Annotated in this window: 23 protein-coding genes; 15 read left to right on the top strand and 8 right to left on the bottom strand. The window is 66.2% G+C overall.

From position 1 onward, the window contains the following. The first annotated feature begins 220 nt into the window (after positions 1–220). The 10 genes from QZM67_RS10975 to QZM67_RS10930 all read left to right on the top strand — a co-directional run bounded on the left by QZM67_RS10975 (position 221) and on the right by QZM67_RS10930 (position 9,800). On the top strand, positions 221–1,378 hold the full coding sequence (locus QZM67_RS10975; RefSeq protein WP_043181019.1) for a porin: 1,158 nt from the start codon (positions 221–223) through the stop codon (positions 1,376–1,378). Between the two features lie 207 nt (positions 1,379–1,585). Next, the gene (locus QZM67_RS10970; RefSeq protein WP_011353838.1) at positions 1,586–1,846 is read left to right on the top strand and encodes a DUF2866 domain-containing protein; all 261 of its coding nucleotides are present in this window, start codon (positions 1,586–1,588) and stop codon (positions 1,844–1,846) included. A gap of 124 nt (positions 1,847–1,970) precedes the next feature. After that, entirely contained in the window at positions 1,971–2,354 is a 384-nt protein-coding gene (locus QZM67_RS10965) for a DUF6232 family protein (protein WP_175022946.1), read from the top strand. 214 nt (positions 2,355–2,568) lie between these two features. Next, positions 2,569–2,796, top strand: a complete 228-nt coding sequence (locus tag QZM67_RS10960; protein WP_043181024.1) for a hypothetical protein — start codon at positions 2,569–2,571, stop codon at positions 2,794–2,796. Between the two features lie 238 nt (positions 2,797–3,034). Next, on the top strand, positions 3,035–5,302 hold the full coding sequence (locus QZM67_RS10955; protein WP_301802679.1) for a TonB-dependent hemoglobin/transferrin/lactoferrin family receptor: 2,268 nt from the start codon (positions 3,035–3,037) through the stop codon (positions 5,300–5,302). Positions 5,303–5,351: 49 nt separating this feature from the next. Then, on the top strand, positions 5,352–6,443 hold the full coding sequence (locus tag QZM67_RS10950; RefSeq protein WP_301802677.1) for a hemin-degrading factor: 1,092 nt from the start codon (positions 5,352–5,354) through the stop codon (positions 6,441–6,443). Continuing rightward, positions 6,440–7,357 carry a hemin ABC transporter substrate-binding protein gene (locus QZM67_RS10945; RefSeq protein ID WP_301802676.1) on the top strand — a complete coding sequence of 306 codons (918 nt, stop codon included), beginning with the start codon at positions 6,440–6,442 and terminating at the stop codon, positions 7,355–7,357. The genes QZM67_RS10950 and QZM67_RS10945 overlap by 4 nt, the downstream gene beginning before the upstream one ends. 15 nt (positions 7,358–7,372) lie before the next feature. Next, complete coding sequence (locus tag QZM67_RS10940; protein ID WP_301802674.1) at positions 7,373–8,461, top strand: iron ABC transporter permease; 1,089 nt, start codon at positions 7,373–7,375, stop codon at positions 8,459–8,461. A 19-nt stretch (positions 8,462–8,480) separates the two neighbouring features. Next, positions 8,481–9,302 (top strand): heme ABC transporter ATP-binding protein, encoded by an 822-nt coding sequence (locus QZM67_RS10935; RefSeq protein ID WP_301802672.1) that lies wholly within the window; start codon positions 8,481–8,483, stop codon positions 9,300–9,302. Between the two features lie 111 nt (positions 9,303–9,413). Continuing rightward, positions 9,414–9,800, top strand: a complete 387-nt coding sequence (locus QZM67_RS10930) for a VOC family protein (RefSeq protein WP_301802670.1) — start codon at positions 9,414–9,416, stop codon at positions 9,798–9,800. An 89-nt stretch (positions 9,801–9,889) separates the two neighbouring features. Here the strand turns inward: QZM67_RS10930 and QZM67_RS10925 are convergent, their stop codons facing one another. Beyond that, entirely contained in the window at positions 9,890–10,501 is a 612-nt protein-coding gene (locus QZM67_RS10925; protein WP_043181041.1) for a trimeric intracellular cation channel family protein, read from the bottom strand. A gap of 8 nt (positions 10,502–10,509) precedes the next feature. Further along, positions 10,510–12,633 (bottom strand): penicillin-binding protein 1A, encoded by a 2,124-nt coding sequence (locus tag QZM67_RS10920; protein WP_301802667.1) that lies wholly within the window; start codon positions 12,631–12,633, stop codon positions 10,510–10,512. Positions 12,634–12,871: 238 nt separating this feature from the next. Between QZM67_RS10920 and QZM67_RS10915 the strand changes: the two genes are divergently transcribed. The 3 genes from QZM67_RS10915 to QZM67_RS10905 all read left to right on the top strand — a co-directional run bounded on the left by QZM67_RS10915 (position 12,872) and on the right by QZM67_RS10905 (position 16,635). Beyond that, positions 12,872–13,666: an aminoglycoside phosphotransferase family protein gene (locus tag QZM67_RS10915; RefSeq protein ID WP_301802665.1), complete on the top strand. Its 795-nt coding sequence runs from the start codon at positions 12,872–12,874 to the stop codon at positions 13,664–13,666. Between the two features lie 603 nt (positions 13,667–14,269). Beyond that, positions 14,270–15,172 (top strand): hypothetical protein, encoded by a 903-nt coding sequence (locus QZM67_RS10910; RefSeq protein WP_301802663.1) that lies wholly within the window; start codon positions 14,270–14,272, stop codon positions 15,170–15,172. Between the two features lie 524 nt (positions 15,173–15,696). Continuing rightward, on the top strand, positions 15,697–16,635 hold the full coding sequence (locus QZM67_RS10905) for a helix-turn-helix domain-containing protein (RefSeq protein ID WP_301802660.1): 939 nt from the start codon (positions 15,697–15,699) through the stop codon (positions 16,633–16,635). A gap of 80 nt (positions 16,636–16,715) precedes the next feature. Here the strand turns inward: QZM67_RS10905 and QZM67_RS10900 are convergent, their stop codons facing one another. The 6 genes from QZM67_RS10900 to QZM67_RS10875 all read right to left on the bottom strand — a co-directional run bounded on the left by QZM67_RS10900 (position 16,716) and on the right by QZM67_RS10875 (position 21,760). Continuing rightward, positions 16,716–17,270 (bottom strand): hypothetical protein, encoded by a 555-nt coding sequence (locus tag QZM67_RS10900; protein WP_301802659.1) that lies wholly within the window; start codon positions 17,268–17,270, stop codon positions 16,716–16,718. 314 nt (positions 17,271–17,584) lie between these two features. Further along, positions 17,585–18,421, bottom strand: a complete 837-nt coding sequence (locus tag QZM67_RS10895) for a bifunctional allantoicase/(S)-ureidoglycine aminohydrolase (protein WP_011353825.1) — start codon at positions 18,419–18,421, stop codon at positions 17,585–17,587. An 869-nt stretch (positions 18,422–19,290) separates the two neighbouring features. Then, entirely contained in the window at positions 19,291–19,728 is a 438-nt protein-coding gene (locus QZM67_RS10890; protein ID WP_174942025.1) for a hypothetical protein, read from the bottom strand. Positions 19,729–20,106: 378 nt separating this feature from the next. Beyond that, entirely contained in the window at positions 20,107–20,766 is a 660-nt protein-coding gene (locus tag QZM67_RS10885) for an isoprenylcysteine carboxylmethyltransferase family protein (RefSeq protein WP_301802655.1), read from the bottom strand. Between the two features lie 155 nt (positions 20,767–20,921). After that, positions 20,922–21,086 (bottom strand): hypothetical protein, encoded by a 165-nt coding sequence (locus QZM67_RS10880; RefSeq protein ID WP_175024992.1) that lies wholly within the window; start codon positions 21,084–21,086, stop codon positions 20,922–20,924. A gap of 254 nt (positions 21,087–21,340) precedes the next feature. Further along, entirely contained in the window at positions 21,341–21,760 is a 420-nt protein-coding gene (locus QZM67_RS10875; protein ID WP_175024993.1) for an HIT family protein, read from the bottom strand. 301 nt (positions 21,761–22,061) lie between these two features. Between QZM67_RS10875 and QZM67_RS10870 the strand changes: the two genes are divergently transcribed. Together QZM67_RS10870 and QZM67_RS10865 are read left to right on the top strand one after the other, a co-directional pair. Beyond that, positions 22,062–23,240: a hypothetical protein gene (locus QZM67_RS10870; RefSeq protein WP_301802651.1), complete on the top strand. Its 1,179-nt coding sequence runs from the start codon at positions 22,062–22,064 to the stop codon at positions 23,238–23,240. Positions 23,241–23,432: 192 nt separating this feature from the next. Further along, the gene (locus tag QZM67_RS10865; RefSeq protein WP_175024994.1) at positions 23,433–24,833 is read left to right on the top strand and encodes a serine hydrolase; all 1,401 of its coding nucleotides are present in this window, start codon (positions 23,433–23,435) and stop codon (positions 24,831–24,833) included. Positions 24,834–24,848: the final 15 nt, after the last annotated feature.

The raw sequence follows: 24,848 nt of genomic DNA, 5'->3' as shown, positions 1-24,848 counted from the left end.
TTCCTGATTCCGATCGAATCTCAGTCTGAATCGGTATAACCACCGACTATACAAGCAGGCAGAATTCAGTGTCGCATCGACGCCACAGATTCTTCATATGACAGCCGCTGTCATATTCATTACGTGGCCCCTCGATAAAGTTGCCGCCGGTACGTGAAAGCGCCCATAGAGAGCGCCGGAACCGCAACTGGACACGCCATTTATTCGCTCGGAGATTCCTTTGAACAAGAAACTGTTGACCATCGCCGTCCTGGCAGCAACGGCCGGCACGGCGCACGCACAAAGCAGCGTGACCCTGTACGGCGTTATCGATGCCGGTATCAGCTACGTGAACCACAGCAAGACCGCCAATGGTGGCACGGGCAAGCTGTTCAAGTATGACGACGGCGTTGCCCAAGGCAGCCGTTGGGGCCTGCGCGGCACCGAAGACCTCGGTGGCGGCCTGAAGGCGATCTTCGTGCTCGAAAACGGCTTCAACAGCGGCAACGGCACGATCGGCCAGGGTGGCGCGATCTTCGGTCGTCAAGCTTACGTCGGCCTGAGCCAGTCGCAATACGGCACGGTCACGTTCGGTCGCCAGTACTCGTTCTCGACCGACGTCCTCGGCTCGAACTACTCGACGGGCGGCAACACGGTCGGCGGTAACTACGCTTACCACGTGAACGACATCGACCAGCTCACGTCGAGCCGCATCAACAACGCCGTGAAGTTCCAGAGCGCGAACTACTCGGGCTTCACGTTCGGCGCGTTGTACGGCTTCTCGAACTCGACGGACTTCGCAGGCGCAGCCGCGACGACGTCGGGCACGACGACGACGGCAGGCTCGTCGCGCGCATACAGCTTCGGCCTGAACTACGCGAACGGCCCGGTCTCGGTCGGCGCCGCGTACACGGACATCCGCTTCCCGAGCCAGTCGACGCCGTCGTTCTCGACGACGATCGCGAACATCAGCACGGGTAACGTCCGCGACCTGCGCACCTACGGTGTGGGCGGCCGCTACGTCTGGGGCCCGGCAACGGCATGGCTGCTGTGGACGCGTACGCAGTTCTCGACCGTTTCGGGCGCGGGCGGCACGTTCTACAACGCATACGAAGCAGGCGGCAAGTACGCCTTCACGCCGGCTCTGTCGGCTGGCCTCGGCTACACGTACACGAACGCAACGCAGAACGGCAACTCGTGGCACTGGAACCAGGTCAACGGTATCGCCGACTACGCACTCAGCAAGCGTACGGACGTGTACGGCCTGGTCGTGTACCAGCAGGCATCGGGCAAGGGCGTGCAAGCGCAGATCGGCTCGAGCACGAGCTACTTCAACACGTCGGGCACGGGTTCGAAGAACCAGATCGCCGCACGTATCGGTATCCGTCACAAGTTCTAAAGCATCCGCTTAACTCGCGGATCACGACGGCAAGAAGCGCCCCGCTCCACGCGGGGCGCTTTTTTATGTGCTTTTAAGTTTCGCTTAATTCTGGGCTGAGAGGATGCTCTCACCCCCCCTGTTGGCCGCCTGAGCATCGGCGGCTTTTTTTTTGAACCGCCGACGGCGCCGCCATCGATTGCCCACAAGACAGGATCGGAGGCCATGATGATCGAAGATACCGTTTTCAGCCATCTGCACGCGATTCTGACGTGCCAACACTCGATGCCGGTCCAGAGCTGCCGCGTATCGGTCGAAATGCAGCGCCCGTGGGGCCGGCCGTATCGCCTCGTCGAATGGACGATGCATCTCGACGCGCCCGCGCGGCGCCAGATCGTGCCGGCCGAATCGACCGACGAAGAGATCGCCGAGGTCGTCGCCTCGCACGTGCCGGGCCGGCTTTACGGCGACGGCCGGCTGCAGTTCTGAACCCCTTCCTGTTCCACCCGCTTCCCGTCTTTCGGCCACGCCGCACGCATCGTGCGGCAGTCGGTCTCGTTTGATGCCGCAACGAAACCTGCTACGCTGCGCGTTTTCGTCCACGCAACACACGATGGAAAACGCATTCAACGAACGCGGCGTGACGATCACGCGCAACGGCCTGTCGGCTGCCGGGCAGGTATTCGCACTACGTGACATCCGCCAGGTCGATGTCGTCAAGATTCCGAAGAACCGCCTCGTGCCGTCGCTGATCTCGCTGATCGGCGCGGCCGTCGCCGTCGCAGGCGGCATCGCCGGATCGAGCGCCGGGCTCGTCATCGGCGTGATGCTCGCGGTCGTCGGCTATCTCGCGTGGGCCACGCAGGACGTCACGTATCGCCTGATGGTCGAGATGCCCGACGGCAAGCGCGAAGCGCTGTCGAGCGTCGATGCCGCGTTCGTCGAACGCGTCGCCAAGGTCGTGCGCGATGCGCAGGCCGCGAAGTCGGCCAGCTGATTCCGTTCGCATCCCTGCACGCTTAATCCCTGCACGCTTCGATTCACGGCGCCCGGCCGCGCGCGGCGCGTTTCGCGTCGTGCAACGGCGCAGTCGATTACCCCGTCGAACCGCGTTCTGCCCACCGCCTCGCCCACACCGCGCCTGCACTGCACACGCCGACCGCCTAGTATGGAAAGAGCGGCTCGCCGCCGCATCGTCCGAGGAGGCCAGCATGAACGTCCAGACGCTGTCCGGCACGCTTCGCGCGCAGGAACTGCTGATCGTGTCGATGATCCGCGCCCTTCCCCCTGACGCACGCCGTGCGCTCGTCGACCTCTACACCGAACAGATCGTGTTCGCCGAACAGGCCGGCTTCGACGGCCACGGCGATCGCGCAACGCACGACGCGTTCATCACGCATGCGCGCAACTTGCTGATCCGCATCGAAGCGCTGGCCTAGTCAGGCCCGCGTTTCTCCCGAATTTCCCGCCGCGGCTCGCCCGAGCCGCGCAGGTGAGCGCTCACCCACACGAGCCGCTTTGCTTTCTTGTATTGATAATAATTCTCATTTACACTGGTAGAGTTATCAGTTGCCTTTCAATTCGCCGCTCGCCGCCTTCCGTGCGCGGGCGGGCCAGCCAGGTGAACGCGTCACCCAGCCAGCCTTCGGGCTTGTTTTCGTCAATGGGAGACCACCTGTGCATTGCTATACGCTGGCGCGGCGGCCGATCTGTGCCGCGCTGTTCGGCGCGTTCGGCCTGTCCGCCGCCCCGGCTCACGCCGATTCGTCGCCGCAAGGCGCCACCCCGCCTTCCACCGTCCTCATCGCCGCGTCCACGCGCGGCGACGGGGCGCTGCTCGACCCCGTGACCGTCACGGCCAACCGCACCGCCACGGCCGTGAGCCGCACGGCGGCGTCCGTCTCGGTGATCACCGACGAGGATCTGGAAGAACAGCAGGCCACCAACATCAAGGACGCGCTACGCTACGAGCCGGGCATCACGGTGCGCCGCACCGCGTACCGGCCTGGCAGCGCCGCGCTCGGCGGCGGCCGCGACGGCGATTCGAGCATCAACATCCGCGGCCTCGAAGGCAATCGCGTGCTGCTGATGGAAGACGGCATCCGCCTGCCGAACGCGTTTTCATTTGGCCCGCTCGAAGCGGGGCGCGGCGACTACGCCGACCTCGACACGCTCAAGCGCATCGAGATCCTGCGCGGGCCGGCCTCGGCGCTGTACGGCAGCGACGGCCTGACCGGTGCGGTGAACTTCATCACGAAGGATCCGCGCGACCTGCTGTCGATCTACCACAAGCCCTACTACTTCTCGTTCCGGCCGAGCTACGACTCGGCCGACCGCAGCATCGGCGCGACCGTGTCGGCCGCAGGCGGCAACGATCGCGTGCAGGGGATGATCATCGCCGACGGCCGGCGCGGCCACGAGGTCGACACGCGCGGCGGCAACAACTCGGCGAGCACGCTGCGCACCACGTCGAATCCGCAGGACGTCTATTCGGAATCGCTGCTCGGCAAGCTCGTGCTGACACCCACCACGCGCGACACGATCAAGTTCACCGCCGAAACGGTGCAGCGCCGCGTGAGCACCGACGTGCTGTCGGCGATCAGCCCGCCGACCACGCTCGGCCTCACGACCTACGACCGGCTCGAACGCAACCGCTTCAGCGTCGACTACGATTTCCGCGACGATGCGTTCCGCTGGTTCCAGACCGCGCACGTGCAGTTCTACTACCAGGACGCGAAGCAGGACCAGTACGCGTTCGAGACGCGCGGCCGGGCGGCTTCGCGCTCGCGCGACAACCAGTACAAGGAGCGCACGTTCGGCGGCTCCGCGTTCGCCGAGAGCGGCTTCGCGACCGGCCCGTTCGCGCACAAGCTGCTGTACGGCGTCGACGGCAGCCTGTCGCGCGTGACGAACATGCGCGACGGCACGGTGCCGGGCGTCGGCGAAGCATTCCCGAACAAGGCGTTCCCCGACACCGACTACACGCTGTTCGGCGCGTTCGTGCAGGACCAGATCGGCTACGGCCGCCTGCTCGTCACGCCAGGCCTGCGCTTCGACACGTACCGGCTGAGCCCGACCGAGAACGATCCGCTGTTCACCGGCAAGGCCGTATCGACGAGCGCGAACGAACTGTCGCCGCGTGTCGCCGTGCTCTACGAGATCACGCCCGCGGTCATTCCGTACGTGCAGTACGCGCACGGCTTCCGCGCGCCGACGCCCGACCAGGTGAACAGCAGCTTCTCGAACCCGGTGTACGGCTACACGTCGATCGGCAATCCGAACCTGAAGCCCGAGACGAGCGACACGTTCGAAGCCGGCCTGCGCGGCAAGGCCGGCACCGGCTACGGCGTCGTGCGCTACAGCGCGGCCGCGTTCACGGGCCGCTACCGCAACTTCATCTCGCGCACGACGATCGCCGGCAGCGGCCGGCCGGCCGACCCGTTCGTGTTCCAGTACGTGAACTTCGCCGACGCGCGCATTCACGGCCTCGAAGGCCGCGCCGAATGGGTGATGCCGAACGGCATCACGCTGAAGACGGCGATGGCGTTCACGAAGGGCTCGACGCAGAACGACGGCGCGGCCAGCCAGCCGCTGAACACCGTCAACCCGTTCTCGGCCGTGTTCGGCGTGCGCTACGAGCCGACCGAACGCTGGTACGTGCAGACCGACCTGCTGTTCCAGGCCGCGAAACGCGACAAGGACATCGACAAGTCCGACTGCTCGAACAAGTCGTGCTTCTCGCCGCCGTCGTCGTTCGTCGTCGACCTGCGGGGCGGCTACCGCTTCAACAAGCACGTGAGCGCGACGATCGGCATCCGCAACCTGTTCGACCGCAAATACTGGAACTGGTCGGACGTGCGCGGCATCGCGGCCGATTCGCAGGTGCTCGATGCGTATACGTCGTCCGGACGCACGGTCGCCGTCAGCATGAAAGTGGATTTCTGATGCGCGCCGCCCGCGCAGCCACCCCAACCGTTACTTGAAGGAGTCCGACATGATGCAATCCGCCCTTCCCGGTCAACCCGCCACGCCGGCCCGCGCGGCCGCCGCGCTGCGCGACGCGTTCATCAAGCTCAAGACCGAGCGCCAGCTGCGCAACCGCGACGTCGCGCAGGCGCTCGGCGTGAGCGAAGGCGAAGCGCTCGCCGCGTTCGTCGGCGAACACGTCGTGCGGCTCGACGCGCGCTTTCCGGCGATGTTCGAGGAAATGCCGCGCCTCGGCCGCGTGATGGCACTCACGCGCAACGACACGGCCGTCCACGAAAAGGACGGCGAGTATGCGCAGATGAGCCACGACGGCCCCGTCGGCCTCGCGCTCGGCGATATCGATCTGCGCATCTTCTATCGTCACTGGGTATCGGCGTTCGCGGTGCGCGACGAGACCGCGCACGGCCCGCTGAAGAGCCTGCAATTCTTCGACGCGCAGGGCCATGCGATCCACAAGGTCTACCTGCGTGCGCACAGTGATCATGCCGCGTACGACGCGTTCGTCGAACGCTGGCGCGCAGCGTCGCAGGAGCCCGGCCTCGAGGTCGTGCCCGCCACGCCGAAAACGCCCGAGCGCGCCGACACCGAGATCGACGTCGCGGGCTTCCGCGCCGCTTGGGACGCGATGACCGACACGCACCAGTTCTTCGGCATCACGCAGCGCTTCGGCGTGAGCCGCATGCAGGCGCTGCGCCTCGCCGATCCGCAATACGCGTATCCGGTCGAAACCACGCACGCGCTGCGTCACGTGCTCCAGCAGGCAGCACTAAGCGGCCAGCCGATCATGGTGTTCGTCGGCAACGCCGGGATGATCCAGATCCATACGGGCCCCGTCGCGAACGTGCGCGAGGTCGGCGCATGGATCAACGTACTCGACCCGGGCTTCAACCTGCACGTGCGCGAGGATCTGATCGCCGCCGCGTGGGTCGTGAAGAAGCCGACCAGTGACGGCATCGTCACGTCGCTCGAGCTGTTCGACCGGCAGGGCGACCACGTCGCGCTGCTGTTCGGCGAGCGCAAGCCCGGCAAGGTCGAGCGCGACGACTGGCGCGCGCTCGTCGCGACGCTGCCGGCCGCGGCACGCGGGGACGCGCGGTGAGCGCGCGACCGTTCGATCCGCGCCGCCGCGCGGTGCTGGCCGGCGCGGCGGCCGGCGCGCTCGCGGGCGCGCTGCCCGGCAGCGTGCTCGCCCAGGGTGCGCCGGCCGCACCGAAACGCGTGGTCGTGATCGGCGGCGCACTCGCGGAAACCGCGTTCGCGCTCGGCGGCGCCGAGACGCCGCGCTACCGGCTCGTCGGCGCCGACACGACCTGCACGTACCCCGACGCCGCGAAGCGGCTGCCGAAGGTCGGCTACCAGCGCGCGCTGTCGGCCGAGGGGCTGCTGTCGCTACGGCCCGATCTCGTGCTCGCGTCGGCGGAAGCCGGGCCGCCCACCGCCATCGCGCAAGTCAAAAGCGCCGGCGTCGCGGTGACGACGTTCGACGAGCGCCACGACGTCGAATCGGTGCGCGCGAAGATCACGGGCGTCGCGCAGGCGCTCGACGTGCGCGACGCCGGTACCGCGCTGCTGCAACGTTTCGACCGCGACTGGCAGGCCGCGCACGACGCGGTCGCTGCCCGCGCGCCCGGCGGCGCACAGCCGCCGCGCGTGCTGTTCGTGCTGAACCATACCGGCAACCAGGCGCTCGTCGCCGGCCAGCGCACGGCCGCCGACGCGATGATCCGCTACGCGGGCGCGCGCAACGCGATGCAGGGCTTCGATCACTACAAGCCGCTGACGACCGAGGCGCTGGCGGCCGCCACGCCCGACGTCGTGCTGATCTCCGACGAAGGGCTCGCGGCCGTCGGCGGCCGCGCCGCACTGCTCGCGACGCCCGGCTTCGGCGCGACGCCGGCCGGCCGTGCACAGCGCGTCGTGGCGCTCGATGCGCTGTTCCTGCTCGGCTTCGGCCCGCGCCTGCCGCTCGCCGTCACGACCTTGCACCGACGCCTGTCGGATGCGCTCGCCTGATTCCGGACTGCCCCGATGCCCGCTCACGCTTCGCCCTTCTCTGCACCGTCGCCCGCGTCGCGCTCCGGCGCCGCGCGCATCGGCACGTCACGCCGCTTCGCACCGTTCGCGCTGGCCGCGCTTGCCTGCCTCGTGTGCGCAATGTCCGTCGTCGCGCTGTGCGTCGGCGCCTATCGCATTCCGCTCGCGGAAGCCTGGGCCGCGCTGACCGGCGATGCGGCCGCGCAGCAGGCGCGCGCGGTGCTGTTCGACATCCGCGCGCCGCGCGTCGCGCTCGCGTTGCTGGTCGGCGGCGGCTTCGGGGCGACCGGCGCCGCGATGCAGGCGCTGTTCCGCAACCCGCTTGCGGATCCGGGGCTCGTCGGCGTGTCGAGCGGCGCCGCGCTCGGTGCAACGACGATGATCGTGCTCGGCCCCGCACGCTTTGCCGCGCACGTGAGCGCGGCCGCATTGCCCGTCGCCGCATTCGCGGGCGCGCTCGCGGTCGCGGCGCTTGTCTACCGGCTCGCTGCGTCGCGCGGCCGGCTCGCGCTGCCGCTGCTGCTGCTCGCCGGCATCGCGATCAATGCGCTGGTCGGTGCTGCGATCGGGCTCCTCACGTTCGTCGCCGACGACGCGCAATTGCGCTCGCTGACCTTCTGGAGCCTCGGCAGCCTCGGCGGCGCGCAATGGTCCGCGCTGGCGGCCGTCGCGCCGTGCGTCGCGATCGGCTGCCTGCTGCTCGCGCGCGAACGAAACTCATTGAATGCACTGCAGCTCGGCGAAACCGAGGCGCTGCACCTCGGCGTACCGGTGCAGCGGCTGAAGCGGCGCGTGCTTGTCGCAGTCGCGCTCGCAGTCGGCGCGCTGGTGTCGTGCGCGGGCATCATCGGCTTCATCGGGCTCGTCGCGCCGCATTGCGTGCGCCTCGCGTGCGGCCCCGACCAGCGCGTCGTGCTGCCCGGCGCCGCGCTGCTCGGCGCGCTGCTGACGCTCGCCGCCGATCTCGCCGCGCGCACCGTTGCCGCGCCCGCTGAAATTCCGCTCGGCGTGCTGACCGCGCTGCTCGGCGCGCCGTTCTTTCTCGCGCTGCTGTGGAAGAGCCGCGGCGCGCTCGGCGGCTAACCCTTCCCTCACGACGACCATGCTGACCGCCCATCACCTCGACGTCGCCCGTCGACACAGCACGATCCTGCGCGACCTGTCGCTGTCGATCGAACCCGGCCGCGTGACCGCGCTGCTCGGCCGCAACGGCGCGGGCAAGAGCACGCTGCTGAAGACCTTTGCCGGCGAGCTGACCGGCGGCGGCACGCCGAACGGCGTGCGCGTGACCGGCGACATTACGCTGAACGGCGAACCGCTCGCGCGCATCGACGCACCGCGGCTCGCGTGCCTGCGCGCGGTGCTGCCGCAGACCGCGCAGCCGGCGTTCCCGTTCAGCGTCGACGAAATCGTGCTGCTCGGCCGCTATCCGCATGCGCGGCGCAGCGGCGCGACGTCGCACCGCGATCGCGACATCGCGTGGCGGGCACTCGAACGCGCGAGCGCCGATGCGCTCGTCGGCCGCGACGTGACGACACTGTCGGGCGGCGAACTCGCGCGCGTGCAGTTCGCCCGCGTGCTTGCGCAGCTGTGGCCGGACGACGATGCAACGGAATACGGCCCGCGCTACCTGCTGCTCGACGAGCCAACCGCCGCGCTCGATCTCGCGCATCAGCACCGCCTGCTCGATACCGTGCGCAGCGTTGCGCGCGAATGGCAGCTCGGCGTGCTCGCGATCGTGCACGATCCGAATCTCGCCGCGCGGCACGCGGATACGATCGCGATGCTCGCCGACGGCACGATCGTCGCGCACGGCACGCCGCGCGACGTGATGACGCCGGCCCATATCGCGCAGTGCTACGGATTCGCGGTGAAGATGGTGGACACCGGCGACGGCACGCCGCCGGTGATGGTGCCTGCATAGCGCGGGCCTGCGCCGCACGACTGTTGCACCGCTCGATGTCTGGTCTTACCGATAGCAGCACGTTCACGCAGCATCAATCGCGCTTCGCGCATCCCCTTCAAGGAGACCCACATGCCACTTCCGATGACCCGCATCATCCTGTACGTCCAGGACGTCGCATCGCTCAAGACGTTCTACCGGCAGTATTTCGATCTGCCCGTCGTTGAGGAAATCGACAACGAGTGGGTCGTGCTCGGCGCAGGCGCCATCGAGCTCGCGCTGCATCTCGCCGGCCCGGCGTTCCGCCACGCGGCGCCCGCTCACGCGGAGACGCGCGCGGAAGCGAGCCACGTGAAGTTCGTGTTCTCGATCGGCCAGGATATCGGCGCGCATCGCGACCGGCTGGCCGGCAGCGGCGTGACGGTGCGCGATCTCAAGCGCTATGACGGGTTCGCGTACACGATGTACGACGGCATCGATCCGGAAGGCAACGTCTTCCAGGTGATGCAGGCCGACTGACATTCGGTTCGGCCCGGGCGCTCACCCGAACGCCCGGGCCGGCACCGCTCGCGCCCCCAACCCGCCGCGCGGATGGCGAGCCTCCCTGCTCAATGCTCGACGTCGGCCACGCCGAACGTGCGCATCTTCCAGCCCAGCCGCACCGCGAACATCCGCATCGCGAACCCCGCGACAAGCGCGACCACCGTCGCGACCCCGGCATCGATGCCAAGGTGCTGCATCCCGACATAGAGCGCGCCCGTGACGAACGCGACGCTCGCATACAGTTCCTCGCGCAGGATCAGCGGCATCTCGTTGCACAGCAGGTCGCGCAGCATCCCGCCGCAGACGCCCGTAATCGCGCCGGCCAGCACGACGATGATCGGCGCGGTGCCCGTCGACGCGCCGATGTCGCAGCCGATGATCGTAAATGCCGCGAGGCCGATCGCGTCGACGGTGACGAACAGCGTCTTCATTCGCGCGACATGCCGTGCGACCCACGACGCGACGGTCGCCGCGACGAGCGTGATCACCAGGTACTCCGGATGCGCGATCCAGCCGAGCGGATAGTGGCCGAGCAGCACGTCGCGCACGGTGCCGCCGCCGAGCGCCGTCACCGCACCGACGAGCGCAAGCCCGAAACGGTCCATCCCGCGGCGCATGCCCATCAGCGCCCCCGACATCGCTTCCGCGACGATTGCAATCAGATAAAGCGTATGCATGGTGTGCGTCAGTCATCCGTCCGGAACAGGTCGAGCACGCGCTCGCGCTCGGCCGCATCGACCGCGGCAGGCATCGGCTCGACGGGCTTGCCATGGTCGCCCGGCGTGCCGGACGCACCAACCGCCACCGCCGCTCCGCCGCACGCGAAGCGGCTGCGGATGTACGACGGCACATCGGCCGTGCACGTGCCGCGCGTGTATTCGGCGTAGACGAAGTCGCCGTCGACGAGCGCGACGTCCTGCGGCGGCGTCGCCTCGACCGACGTACGCCCATCGACGGCCGTCTTCATGTAGTCGAGCCAGACCGGTAACGCCAGCGATGCGCCGGTCGCGCGCCCCATCGGGCGCGGCGTGTCGTAGCCGAGCCACGCGACCGCGACGATGCCCGACGAGTAGCCGGCGAACCACACGTCCTTCGACCCGTTCGACGTGCCCGTCTTGCCGGCCGCGTCGTCGCGGCGCAGCGCGAGCGCACCGCGTGCGGTGCCGGACTTCACGACGTCGCGCAGCATGCTGTCCATCATGAACGCATTGCGCGCCGACACGACGCGCTCGCCGGCGGGTGCAGTGGCCTCGTACATCGCACCGCCATGACGCTGCTTCACCGACAGGATCAGGCGCGGCACCATCCGCGTGCCGCCGTTTGCGAACACGCTGTAGGCGCTTGCCAGTTCGAGCGGCGTCACGGCGCCCGCGCCGAGCGCGAGCGGCAGCGACGCCGGATTGCGCTGCGCGTCGAAGCCGAAGTGCACCGCGTGCTGCTGCACGTAGCGCGCGTCGGTGGCCTGCATCAGGCTGACCGCGACCAGGTTCTTCGAGCGCATGAGCCCGCGCCGCACCGGGATGAAGCCCTCGTAGTTGTTGGCGAAATTGCGCGGGCGCCAGGGCCGCGCGCCGGTTTCTTCGTGCGTGAGCGTGCGCTGCGTATCGTCGACGAGCACGCCCGGGAAGTAGCCCTTTTCCAGCGCCGCCGAATAGACGAACGGCTTGAAGCTCGAACCCGGCTGGCGATACGCCTGCAGCGCATGGTCGAACACGTTGCGGTTGAAATCCGCGCCGCCGACGAGCGCGAGCATGTCGCCCGTTGCCGCGTCGAGCGACACGAGTGCGCCTTCGAGCCCGTTGCGCGCATCGCGCTTCGCGCGCTGTTGACGGCTCAGCGTGCGTTCGAGCGACGCTTCAGCCGCGCGCTGGTCGCGCATCGAGATCGTCGTCGTCACGTCGAGGCCGAGCGTATAGGCGTCGTCCTGAAAGCGTTCGACCATCATCCGGCGCGCGCGCTCGGCGACGTAAGGCGCCGCGATGATCCCGGGCGGCGGTGTGGTCGCCAGCGCGATCGGCGCGTCGACGGCCGCGCGGTACGTCGCGTCGTCGAGCTGGCCGAGCGCATGCATGCGGCCGAGCACGTAATTGCGCCGCGCGGTCGCGCGCGCCGGATTGACGACCGGGTTGAACGCGGACGGCGCCTTCGGCAGCCCCGCGAGCACGGCCGCCTCGCCTGCGCTCAACGCGTCGAGCGGCTTGCCGAAATACACGTTCGCGGCCGCCGCGAAACCGTACGCGCGCTCGCCCAGATAGATTTCGTTCATGTATAGCTCGAGCAGCTTGTCCTTGCTGTATTCGCGTTCGAGCTTGGTCGCCATCAGGATCTCGGCGAGCTTGCGGCTCAGCACCTTGTCGCGCGTCAGGTAGAAGTTGCGCGCGACCTGCATCGTGATCGTGCTGCCACCCTGCCCGGGTTGCCCCGTCACGACGTTCGCGAACGTCGCGCGCGCGAGGCCGCTGAAATCGACCGCGCCGTGCTGGTAGAACTTCGCGTCCTCGGCCGCGAGCAGCGCCTGCCGCATCAGCGGCGGGATGCGTTCGAGCGGCACGAACTCACGGCGCTCGACGCCGTATTCGGCCAGCAGGTCGCCGTCGCGCGAGAAGATTCGCAGCGGCAGCGCCGGACGATAGACGGCGAGGTGCTCAACGGATGGCAGCTGCGTCCAGATGCGCTGGATCGTCCATGCGCCGATACCCGCGCACGCGACCGTCAGGCCGAGCAGCGCGCCCGCGAGCGTGCGCCACACGCGGCGGCGGCGTGGCGGCGGCGCGGGTGGGGGTGGCGGGGATGCGGTGTGGTCGGTCATGTCGGGCTCCATCTTCGATGCTGCGACGGCCGGTGCGCGGGAGGCACCGACCGGTCACGAAAGGCGCGCATTGTCGAAGGGATAGCGCGAAACCGGAACATTCTTTAGCCAAAGTTTGGCTGGCTAAATTTTATTTAGGAAAGTGGGCCTGGGCCGTTCGTGGCACACCTGCGACCGCTTGACGCACTGTCGGAAGAACCACGCTGCACACGATCCGGTTCGCCTGTAGGATCGCGGGATGTTCGATCGATATCTCGGCCTGTGGGGCCTCGTTCCCGACGGCAACCCGATCCTGACCGCGAGCGGCGGCCTGCTGCCGGTCGTCTGGCAATCGCGGCCGGCGATGCTGAAGATCGCCACATGTGACGAAGAGCGTCGCGGCAATGCGCTGATGACCTGGTGGAACGGGCAAGGCGCGGCGCAGGTGTGGCAGCACGACGGTGATGCGGTCCTGCTCGAACGGGCGCAGCCGGTGCCGACGCTGGCGGGTTTTTCGGAATCGGGGCGCGACGATGATGCGATGCGGATCGCGTGTGATGTCGTCGCCCGGCTGCATGGGCATCGTGCTTCGGAACCGCCTTCGGTCGTGCCGCTGCACGACTGGTTTCATGCGCTGCTGTCGGATGCTTCTGGCAGAGACGTGCTACTCAGCTCGGCAACGGTCGCGCGCCAGTTGCTGGCCGGGCCGCCAGTCGATGAAGTCATCCTGCACGGTGACATCCATCACGGCAATATCCTCCATTTCGGCGAACGTGGCTGGCGTGCGATCGATCCGAAGGGGCTGCGCGGCGATCGCGCGTTCGACTATGCGAACCTGTTCTGCAATCCTTCGCACGATATTGCAATCGATCCTGCGCGCTTCGCGCAACGCGTCACGCTCGTGTCCAACGCCGCGCAGGTCGACCGGCGCCGGCTGCTGCAGTGGATTCTCGCGTGGTCGGGTTTGTCGGCGGTGTGGTTGATCGAGGACGGCCTGCCGCCCGATACGCGGCTGCAGGTCGCAACGCTCGCCGCGGCAGCACTCGGCAAGTAGCAATACGCATCACTGCGAAAGCAGGTTCAGCGCGAATTTCCGGGGAGCGCAAGGAAGATCGATCGACGGCCTCGGCCAATTGGAGTCATCTGAAGGCGCAGTTCCCATGACCGAGTTGGGTGAGGAGCAGCCGCCTCTTAAGCGTCGAGCGTACAGAGACTGCTTCGCCACGGGCGTCGGCCAAGCCTTTCGACTCCGTCCAACGTCGCTTCGGCACGCCTCCGCGTCGCGAAGAAACGCCAGTATCCGAGGAACGGCAGCAAGCCTCTCTTTGCACCGCTAGGAGGAGGTCGCCTGCGGGTTGGCTGGCAGGCGCTTGACTGTTTGCCGGGCGTTTCGATAGACTTCCGCTCCCGAGGTGAGCACGCAACGACACTGTTCACCCAGTCCATTCACGCCGGGGTGACCTTGATCGCAAGAGGTTCACGCCAACTGGACGGCCTAGGATCACCTGGGTATCCCGGCTAGATAGTGCCTCGGTACGGATTTTCTGCGGTGCTGATCGACCGTCAGCACCGCAGAGAGTCTTTACCGATGGCAATCTGACGCGGTAGCGGCCGCAATCTGAAGCCATCGATTTCTTCCCAACCTAGGAGATTCACGATGGCTTCTTTGCATTCTGACGCCGGCATTCCTGCCAACCACTGGCACCAGGTCACCCTCGGCATGCTGATCGCGCAGGAGGATCCCCGCGCTTGGCGGGGGTACAGCACCGAAGCGTGGGCCCGGTCCTGGGGGAACCACGAGCTGGCCGCCCGTTGCGCCGCACATCCTGAGCTGCGCCGCAAACTCCGCCGCGACGAGACGTGGACTATGTGCCATGACGCAGTCATCGATCCCGATCTGCTCGTCTACGCAGTTCTGGCATACGGCGGTGCCAACATGGGGCCCGGTGGCAGGAACAACTGGCGGGTGGCCGAGTCCATGCCGAACCTGTTGCAGCTGCTGGCCGAGCTGCCTACGCTCACCCGGGCCGAAGCCTACGAGCGCTTCCGCCACCTGCGCCGCCGTCGCTTGCTGCGCGGCATCGGGCCGTCGTTCTTCACCAAGATCATGTACTTCTTCGGCTGCAAGGGCGCCTACATCCTGGACCAGTGGCTCGCCAAGTCGATCCTGGCCCTCCGTGCGCAGAACTGGCGTGCCGGCGCTTGCGCGGAGCCGGTATTCGAGCTGATCGATGGCAACGGCATCCGCCTGTCCTTCGGACAGGGCGAAGGCATTCGGGACTCCGTGAGCGGGTTCGACTACGACTTCTTCTGCCGCGAACTGGAGGCGCTGACCGAGAAGCTAGGGCTGCCCGACGGCGCTGAGGTCGAGCGCTGGGTCTTTTCCTCGCCGCAGTCTGACTGGCGCCTGTTCCTCAACACGCTGGACTGGACCTCCCCGGGCACTCACAAGAAGCGGCGCGACGCCGCGGCACGGTACCTCGCGTCGCGCCGGGCCCTGCGCGCCGAAGTCGCCGCGATGTCGTTTCAGATCATTCTCGGCAACCATGCCTGCGCGTAACTTGTCGCGCAGATCCCAGGGCTTTAGGCCCTCGATGCATTCATCATGGCTCTATGGCGGAATGGCGCAATAATGCGCCATTCCGACTTGCTCATGCTGAAATGAACAATTTGTTTCCGGCTAGGTGCAGCCGTTCATGTGTGCGCCCATAAGGACATTCGAGCGTCCGCTTCGGCATCAGAAAGCGGGCATCCGCGCCTGTAATACCAATGGTCTAGGCTGCGCTTCATCAGCGTTTGCTTTGGAAGGCCGAGATCCGCGTCCCACGGTTCAGGTCAAGAACTTGTCCAGTGAGAGCAGATAGGTAAGCGCGCACTCACGGTTGTGCTCAGCCCTGTTTTCCGGGTCTCCCTTGGCCCTACTCGCGGGATACGAGCGGAATGCAGAGCGATCTGAGACCGCCGTATTCCGCGACGTGCTCCTTCTATGGGGAAAAAGCGGCTCCTTGCCTAGGGAGGTTTCACGTTTTCGATGCTTTATAGTGTCATCAACACACTAACCATCGGTAGAGAGACAGGGGCACTATGGAAGACGATTTCCTTATAGAAAGGTTGCTCTACAGCGGCGAAGGCGATGCGCTGGACTTCAAGCTTCAGCAGTATCCGTTCGACAATGCGGATGACGATAGCAAGTCTTCCTTGCTGAAAGATATTTTGGCGTTTGCGAATGCATGGAGGACAACGACAGCATATATCGTGATTGGCGTCCGTGATGGGTCAAAGGAGATCGTCGGCTTAGACAATGATATCGACGACGCTCGACTGCAGCAGTTCGTGAATGCAAAAGTCAACCGCCCGATACAATTTGCATATCGCTCAGTTGACTTCAGAGGGAAGACTCTCGGAGTTTTTACGATTCCACCCCAGGCTCGGCCGTTTTATTCGCCGAAAGGTTTCGGGAAGGTGAAGTCCGGGACAGTGTACGTACGGCGCGGATCTTCTACCGCCGAAGCGCGTCCAGAAGAGATCGCAAAAATGGGCGAATCTGATTCGGCGCAAGCCCGCGTAAATTCAGTACATAAGCTTTCTATCTTGATTGGTAAGGATGGTCGCTATGTTGATGCTCAGAAACACAATGCCGTCAATATTACGAAGACGGCACTGGTTGGGATAAAAAATACTGGAAACTCGTATTTGACGAATTGCAAGATTCACTTCGAGGCAACGGGCGTGAATGCTGTCGGCCCCGAAAGATGGCTTCGCGTGGACGCGTTCAGTCTTAACCCGGAAGAGGAAAGGCTCGTTAGTTTGGCCATGTACGGAGAACCGATATCATCGGAGCAGGCCGGGATGGATTGGATAAGCTTGTCTGCGCCACCTAGCGGAAATTTCTGGAGACCTCCGGCGCTGCCCAAAGATGGCGGTGTTGTCACCATTACTGCCACGTCACTTGAATGCGCGCCATGCACGGCTTTATGCAAGCTATGGATAGACGGAAGTAAGCTGAAGTGGGAGAAGATCTGACCTTGTAAAAAGTATCCTCAGCACTACGCTGTTGAGATCGATACGATAGGTGAGGCATCATCTCGGTGTCGACCATTAATCTACGGTCTAGGTGGTTCCGGTATCTGCATTCCTAATTTGACGTACAGATTATTATTCAATAGAGTCCGGATACCTTTGTGTGCGATATTGAGATCAATGTTCGTGTAGTGCGTGGGAAATGCATTTGAAAGATGGGCTAGCCCTTTGTTGGTGAGTTCAAAGATAGAGACCAGCGATCGCTCAGCTTCGGCTTGGGGGCCATTATAGGTGTCTAATGCTACAGTTGGCGTAACCTTTTCCAAAGCCACGCCGTTCATTTCGAAGTGCTCGATAGCAATATCGTCCCGCCGGCGATTTTTTGCTGCAACGAGCTTTCCTTTTTCGGCATTCAAACCCAAAAATTCTAGTAAGGATCTCGCGTGAATGAATCCCACTTCGATCATGGGGTTTAACAGAGCGTTCACGTTGCCTTGGAGGATTTTCTTGCCGTCGACGAAAACTTCCATTTCTCTCGGCAAGTTGAGTTCATCGTGTATGTTGTACGCCCACATCATGCTATCGATGGATTGAAGTCGGTAGGGAATCCATTCATAGAGGATTTTGTTCTTATCCATCAATCCGCCCCTTATTGTCAGATGTGGCCGCTGCCGCCCCCAACCCATCCTAGCACTCTGCTGAACTTACCCTGATCGTTCCATTCCGGCCGGGCACCATCGTTCCAGATGACGGTTCGATTTCGATCGATAGGGGCCAAAGTCTAGGAATTCTACAACGGCCATTACGCCTTGAAGGCGGTCATTGCGCGCGCATCGGTTCGAAGGGCGGAAGTGGGTCGGCAACCGACATCCCCGAAAACCCAAGAAGAACCCGAAAAAAAACCCGCCGGCATCCGCCAGCGGGCTTCCACATCCAACGGCTTGAACGACGCTTAACGCGCCGGATTCAGCAACAGGTTCATGTGGCGGTTCACATCTTTGTACAGCAGGTAACGGAAGCGGCCAGGGCCACCCGAATAGCATGCCTGCGGGCAGAACGCGCGCAGCCACATGAAGTCGCCCGCTTCAACCTCGACCCAATCCTGATTCAGGCGATACACAGCCTTCCCTTCCAGCACATACAACCCGTGCTCCATCACGTGCGTTTCAGCAAACGGAATCACGCCGCCCGGCTCGAACGTCACGATGTTCACGTGCATGTCGTGGCGCATGTCGCTCATGTCGACGAAGCGCGTCGTCACCCATGCACCGTTGGTGCCCGGCATCGGGATCGGCTCGACGTCCTGCTCGTTGGTCACGAAGGCTTCCGGCAGCGGAATGCCGTCGACGGCCTGGTAATGCTTGCGCACCCAGTGGAAACGCACCGCGGCATCGCTGACGTTGTGCAGCGTCCAGTCCGCGCCCGGCGGAATGAACGCGTAGCCGCCCGGCTTCAGCACGTGCTTCTTGCCTTGCAGCGTCAGCTCGGCTTCACCTTCGACGACGAACAGCACGGCTTCGGCGTTCTTGTCCTGCTCGGGCTTGTCGCTGCCGCCGCCCGGGTTCACTTCGACGATGTACTGCGAGAAGGTTTCCGCGAAGCCCGACAGCGGGCGAGCGATCACCCACAGGCGCGTGTTCGTCCAGAACGGCAGCCAGCTCGTGACGATGTCGCGCATCACACCCTTCGGGATCACCGCGTACGCTTCGGTGAACATCGCGCGATCGGTCAGCAGATCGGTCTGCGGCGGGTGGCCGCCATGCGGCGCGTAATACGTTGTCTTAGACATAGTGCATCCAGGCAATGGGTTGGTCCGGCCCCGGACGCAAACGGCATCGGGCGGCACGTACGCGCGTGGGGCACGCATGCGGCGGCGGGACATCGTTGCCGGGGTGGCTTGAAGGCGCACGCGCCTTCGTTCGGTCGGCCAGGCTTCGCGACGGGTTCGTCCGGTTCATCGGACGCGGCGGCCCATGCTTGTGGGGCCGGCGGCCGGGCCGCGGCGCTCGCGATCATGCGGCGAGGCCCGGCCAGCGGCACGGTGCGATGCCGTACGCGAGCCTTGCCGACGATAGCGAAGTCGTTCGCAATCGACCAATTAAATGTTGCGATGGATTCCATTCGATTTCCCACTACCGGCGGGCACCCGCGATACGCGGTGAGGAAGCGTGGCGCGACGGTCTGGCTATCAGGGAAATCCTGACGGGCGCGGCAACGCGCACGGCCGCCGGGACGCTAGAAGCGCAAGCGAGTAACCACAGTCATGCCGGTCGCGCACGCGGGTCGCGATACATCTGGTTACGCAGATTGGAAAACGACGACACGCGTACGGCAGCAAGGTGCACCACGCCGATCATGACTCGCCATCAGGCCGGAACGGGCCAACGGGAATCGAACGAAACGCGAACGGGTTCGACGCTGCCCGGACGCATTCAGTCGCGAAAGGCGGTGTAGTCGGGAAACGGGGAAATACAGCGAGGAGGGAAACTTGCCGGCCCGTCGATCGGGCATCTGGCGGCGGCTAATGAAGCCGGAAAGTGTTCGCCGGTCTGGCCGGCGATAGCGGCCCGGCAGGCCGCCGGGCCGAATCTCGCGTCGGGTGCCGACGCCGTCGGCGCGCCGGTGCGCCATTCGCGCACCGTGCCGCGCCAGCGGCGATCAGTCCCAGTCGCGGTGATGGCGATGCTTGCGGTGACGGTAGCCACGATCGCCATGATCGCGTTCGTACGAGCTGCGCGACATGTTGCCGCCGAGCGCCGCGCCGGCGCCGCCGCCGACCGCCGCACCCAGCAGGCCGCCCGTGCGGCCGCCCATCGCGTTGCCTGCCGCGGTACCTGCGCCGCCGCCGAGGGCGCCGCCGATGATCGCGCCGGTGCGCTCGCGACGGTTCGACGTCACCGCGCCACCCGCGCCGCCGCCGATGGCGCCGCCGATCACCGAGCCCGTGCTGCCGCCGAGCGCACCGCCGACTGCTGCGCCGGCTACCCCGCCGAGCGCGCCGCCAAGCGCGTTGTTCATGTCACCTGCCATGGCCGGCAGTGCAGTCGCGCCGGTCAAAGCGGCGACGACGAGAGCGGGGGCGATTTTCTTCCACATTCCCGTATTCTTCCTTGTTCGCAATCTGGTTATTGAAGGTCCGCTCGGTACGACGATCTGAATCGATCGACGTCGGGTCAGGCATTGTGCCGAACCGCGGACCAATTCATTTCAATGAGCTTGCGGCGAAGAATAGCACCGGTCCCACATCCTTGCCGTGGACATTCTGGTAACAAGTTGTTTACGAATACGCGACGTCGATCACGCATGCCGGAATGCCGGCAAACCCGCGCCGGCATTGGCTTCGCCGAGGGTCCGGCCCGGCGGAAATACAAACCGGCCATGCGCGGCGTCGCACGTTTGCGACACACGTGGCAACACATCGGGAGCGAATCGTGGGCGGGCCCGGAAATGACGGCCGCGAAGAAATGAAGAGGGTCAGTACACGCCGGGCAGCAGACGCCAGGTTCGCGCACAGTACGCGTCGTATTCGGCGCCGAATTGCGCACGCAGCAGCGCCTCCTCGGAGCGGATGCGCGCGACGAGCGGCACCATCGTCAGCGCGACCAGCAGCACGCCGACGCCCGAACGGAATGCCAGCGCCCAGCCGAGCGAATTGACGAGCAGGCCGAGATAGCTCGGATTGCGGATGCGGCGGTAGATGCCGTCGGTCACGAGCGTATGGCCCGGCTGGATCGCGACGAGCCCGCTGAAGCGCTTGCCGAGCACGAATACGGGCCAGATGCGCAGCACACCGCCCGCGATGTACAACACGACGCCGATCCAGCGCACCGCATCGCCGCCGAAGGTCCAGAAGTCGAGCCGGTCGGTCAGCGCGGGCAGGTACGCCAGCAGGAGCCCGGTCACGCCGAACGCCGCGAGCACCCAGCGGTTGTCGCGGTTCTCGCGCTGGCCGCTGCTCAGGTTGGCATCGGTGAACAATGCCGCGACGGCCATCACGAGCGTAGCGACGACGGCGACGGTCAGCGGTGGATGCGAGAAGAAGGCCGCGAACCCACCGAAACCGAGCACCGCGAGCCCGAGATAAACGAGCGTGGAGATGCCCGACAGGGCTGCGACCTTGCGGGAAACCGTCATGGCTGCCTCACCGAATGCGCTTTCCTGTGAAGTATAGGAACCGCGCGCACGCCGTGCACTGCACCGCCGTCATGCGGTGCGCGAATCCGCGCGAGTCATCCGGCGCAACGCATTGGCGCTGACCGATGGGGCCAGCGCCCGCGCCCGGTGCCGGATCAGCGGATACGGAAGTTGCCGCCGATCCCGACGCTGACGGGCGGCGCGTAATACGCCGGCGCATAGCCGTAGTAGGCCGGCGCCGGCGCGTAGCCGTACGGCGGCGCGACGTAGCAGCCGGACAGGCCGCCGATCAGGGTAAGCGTGATGAGAAGTCTGGACATGGCTCGATTCCCGGCGCGAAAGACGAATGGCACCTCGCGAAAGCCGCGCCGCCGCGTGGTGCGGCAGCCGGCACGAAGAGGCGATCCGCCCTTCCTGTCGCTCGATGAAGCAATGCGCGGAGTCTAGCGCCGGGTGGGCCGGGCCGCGTTTCGCCGGCGGTTACACGTGTTACCTCGCGTGACCGCTGAAACAGGCGACGGCACGGCGGCCGGCCAAGGCGCCGTGCCGTGCCACGCCGCGTGCAATCGACGCGTTACACGAAGCGTGCGCGAATGCGCTGTGCGAGCGCTTCGAGCGTCGCCGCGTCGGCGATCTCGCGCGCGTGCATCCGCAGCTCGGCGCCTTCCCAGCGCGGAATCACGTGGAAGTGCACATGCGGAACCGTCTGGCCGGCTGCCGCGCCGTTGAACTGGCCGATGAACACGCCGTCCGGCTCGAGCGCCGCGCGCACCGCCGCCGCGACCCGCTGCGTCATGCGGATGCCGGCCGCGGCGCCGTCGCCGGACAACTCGAAGATCTGCGCGGCCGGCTCCTTCGGGATCACGAGCACGTGGCCGTCGGCCTGCGGCATCAGATCCATGATCGCGAGGGTCGCGTCGTCTTCCGCGACCTTCACGCACGGCAGTTCGCCGCGCAGGATTTTGGCGAACGGGTTGTTGTTGTCGTAGGACATGGCGTTTTCCGATAACGGTTGGACTGGGAGAGTAGGAAAGCGATGCCGGACGATTATCGGCCGATGGCGGGTCGGATTTCAACTTGTCAGGCCGAGTCCCCGTTGCGGCGAACAATGAACGCCGGCTCGCATGCAACGGGCGTAACAGAATGGAATATCCGGCCGTCGCCATCCGTTCATTTCGAGCGCGGGTTCGCGTGGCAAGCGCATAAGCACGATCGCGAACCCGCGCCGGACACCCGTCGGCTGCGCAGGCCGGCAGCCGGGATGACTGATCGCGATCATCAACCGGAGTCATGCCATGGACCCTCTCCCCTCCTGTCGCTCCCCCGCCGCGCCCGTCTTTGCGGTTGATCCGCCAGCCTTCGCGCGCGTCCGGCGCACGCTTGGGCACGCGCTATGCCGCGCGGTTTGCGGTGCCGGGCTGGTCGCGTTGTCGTCGGCTTTCGCGTGGGCCGGCGGCAGCGACATCATCTTGCCGATTCCATCGTTCACCGCTTCGACGGTGCCCGCCAACGGCGATCTCAACCCATACGGCATCGCGTTCGTGCCGCGCGGCGTGCCGGCCTGGAGCACGCTGAAACCGGGCGACGTCGTCGTGTCCAACTTCAACGCGGCGTCGAACGCGCAAGGCACCGGCACGACGATCGTGAAGCTGACACCCGGCAAGACGCCGGCGACGACGTTCTTCCAGGGCAGCAATCTCGGCCTGACGACCGCGCTCGCGGTGCTGCGCAGCGGCTTCGTACTGGTCGGCAACGTCCCGACGCCGGACGGCAAGATCGTCACGCCACCGGGCTCGCTGCTCGTCATCGGCCCGCAAGGCAATCTCGTCACGCAACTCAGCAGCGCGGCGCTGCTCGACGGGCCGTGGGACATGACCGTGATCGATCGCGGCCAGCGCGTGACCGCGTTCGTGTCGAACGTGCTGAACGGAACGGTCTCACGCATCGAACTGGCAATCAGCGACAACGGCGTCACGATGCTGCCGGGCTCGCGCGTCATCGCGTCGGGCTACGTGAATCGAACCGATCCCAATGCGCTCGTCGTCGGCCCGACCGGCCTCGCGTACGACCCGAACATCGACGTGCTGTATGTCGCGTCCACCGGCGACAACGCGGTGTTCGCGATCCAGAACGCCGCGTCGACGAATCGCAACGGCGGCGTCGGACGGATGATCTACTTCGACGCGGCGCACCTGCACGGCCCGCTCGCGCTGGCGCTCGCACCGAACGGCCATCTCGTGACCGCGAACGGCGACGCGGTCAACACCGACGCGCAGCAGCCGAGCGAGATCGTCGAATTCACGGTGGACGGACGTTTCGTCGCGCAAATGCAGGTCGACACCGCTGCGGGGGCCGCGTTCGGCCTTGCGTTCGGGCACGGCAGCAAAGGCCAGCTGCAATTCGCGGCCGTCGACGACAACACGAATACCGCGTCAGTCTGGACCCTGCGGTTCGACAACGACAACGCGCAGTGACGCGCCACCTGGACGGGCCGCGCGCGGCCCGTTCGACCTGGGCGATCGACACACACGATTCACACACGCCGGGCAACGTGCGCCCTGTCGACACCGCCCGGCGCCTCACGCGTCCGCGATTGCCACCGCCGGCCCGAACCTGCGACACTGCCGGTTCATGTTCTGCCTGCCGACAACCGAGGACGCTCGCGCATGACGATCCCCTTCAAGAAGCTGATCCTGCGCGGCGTCGCGCTCGCGGCCGTCGCCGCGATCGGCTACACGGGCACCATGCTGTCCCGGCTCGCGCCGATCGCGACCGGCTATGCGGCGAAGGCGCTGTGTTCCGGCGTGTACGTATCGGGCCGCCCGGCCGCGTCCGTGATCGACGTCGACATCATGGCCGGCGTGCATCCGCTGCTGAAACTGGTGCACCCGTCGATCGATCCCGATCATCATCGCGCGACAGCGACCTTCGCCGGCTTCGCCGAACGCGAAGCCGACTTCCGGCCTGGGCTCGGCTGCACGCTCGCGATCGGGCCGCCGTCCGGCGCGTTGCCGGCCGCGCTGCCGCCCCTCCCCGATCCGCCGCCCGTGCAGCCGGCACCGGCCACGCTGCCGGCCGGCATCGACGCGCACAAGCTGCAGACCGCGCTCGACCGCGCATTCGACGAGCCCGATCCGGCACGGCCGCGGCGCACGCGCGCGGTCGTCGTGATGTGGCGCGGCCAGGTGATCGCCGAACGCTATGCGCCCGGCTTCACGGCCGACACGCCGCTGCCCGGCTGGTCGATGACGAAGACCGTCACCGCCGCGCTGGTCGGCACGCTCGTCGCGCAGCACAAGCTGTCGCCCGATACGTCGGCGCTGCTGCCCGAATGGCGCGGCAGCGGCGATCCGCGCGCGGCCATCACGCTCGACGAGCTGCTGCGGATGACGAGCGGCCTGCAATTCAACGAGGACTACGACGACCCGCTGTCCGACGTCGCGTTGATGCTGTACGCGCAGCCCGATACCGCGCGGTTCGCGTCGGCCAAGCCGCTCGCCGCGACACCCGGCACGCGGTGGTCCTACTCGAGCGGCACGAGCGCGATCGTCGCGCGCGTGATGCGCGAAGCGCTGGGCGGCAGCGAGGACGACTACCTCGCGTTTCCGCGCCGCGCGCTGTTCGCGCCGCTCGGGATGCGCAGCGCGGTGTTCGAGCCTGATGCATCCGGCACGCTCGTCAGCCCGTCGTACATGTATGCGAGCGCGCGCGATTGGGCGCGCTTCGGCCAACTACTGCTGCAGGACGGCGTATGGGACGGGCAGCGGCTGCTGCCGGAAGGCTGGGTGCGCTACCTGACGCGCACGACGCCGCAGTCGGAGCGCCAGGAGTACGGCGCGCAGCTGTGGGTCAAGGTGCCGGAGCCATTCAACGATCGCGATCCGCATGCGGTCGCGATGCCGGCCGACGCGTTTCATGCGGTCGGTCATGAAGGCCAGTTCGTCAGCGTAGTGCCGAGCCGTCAACTGGTGGTCGTGCGGCTGGGGCTGTCGCGGCCGGAATCGGCGTGGAACCACGAGGCGTTTCTCGCGCGCGTGCTCGACGCGGTGCCGGCGCCCGGCGCGTAAAAACGGGCCCGCGGG

The organism is Burkholderia sp. AU45251 (assembly GCF_030482905.1).
GTDB classification, from domain to species: domain Bacteria; phylum Pseudomonadota; class Gammaproteobacteria; order Burkholderiales; family Burkholderiaceae; genus Burkholderia; species Burkholderia aenigmatica.
Note: the sequence above shows the minus strand (reverse complement) of the source record. Positions and strands in the feature narration are given on the sequence as shown.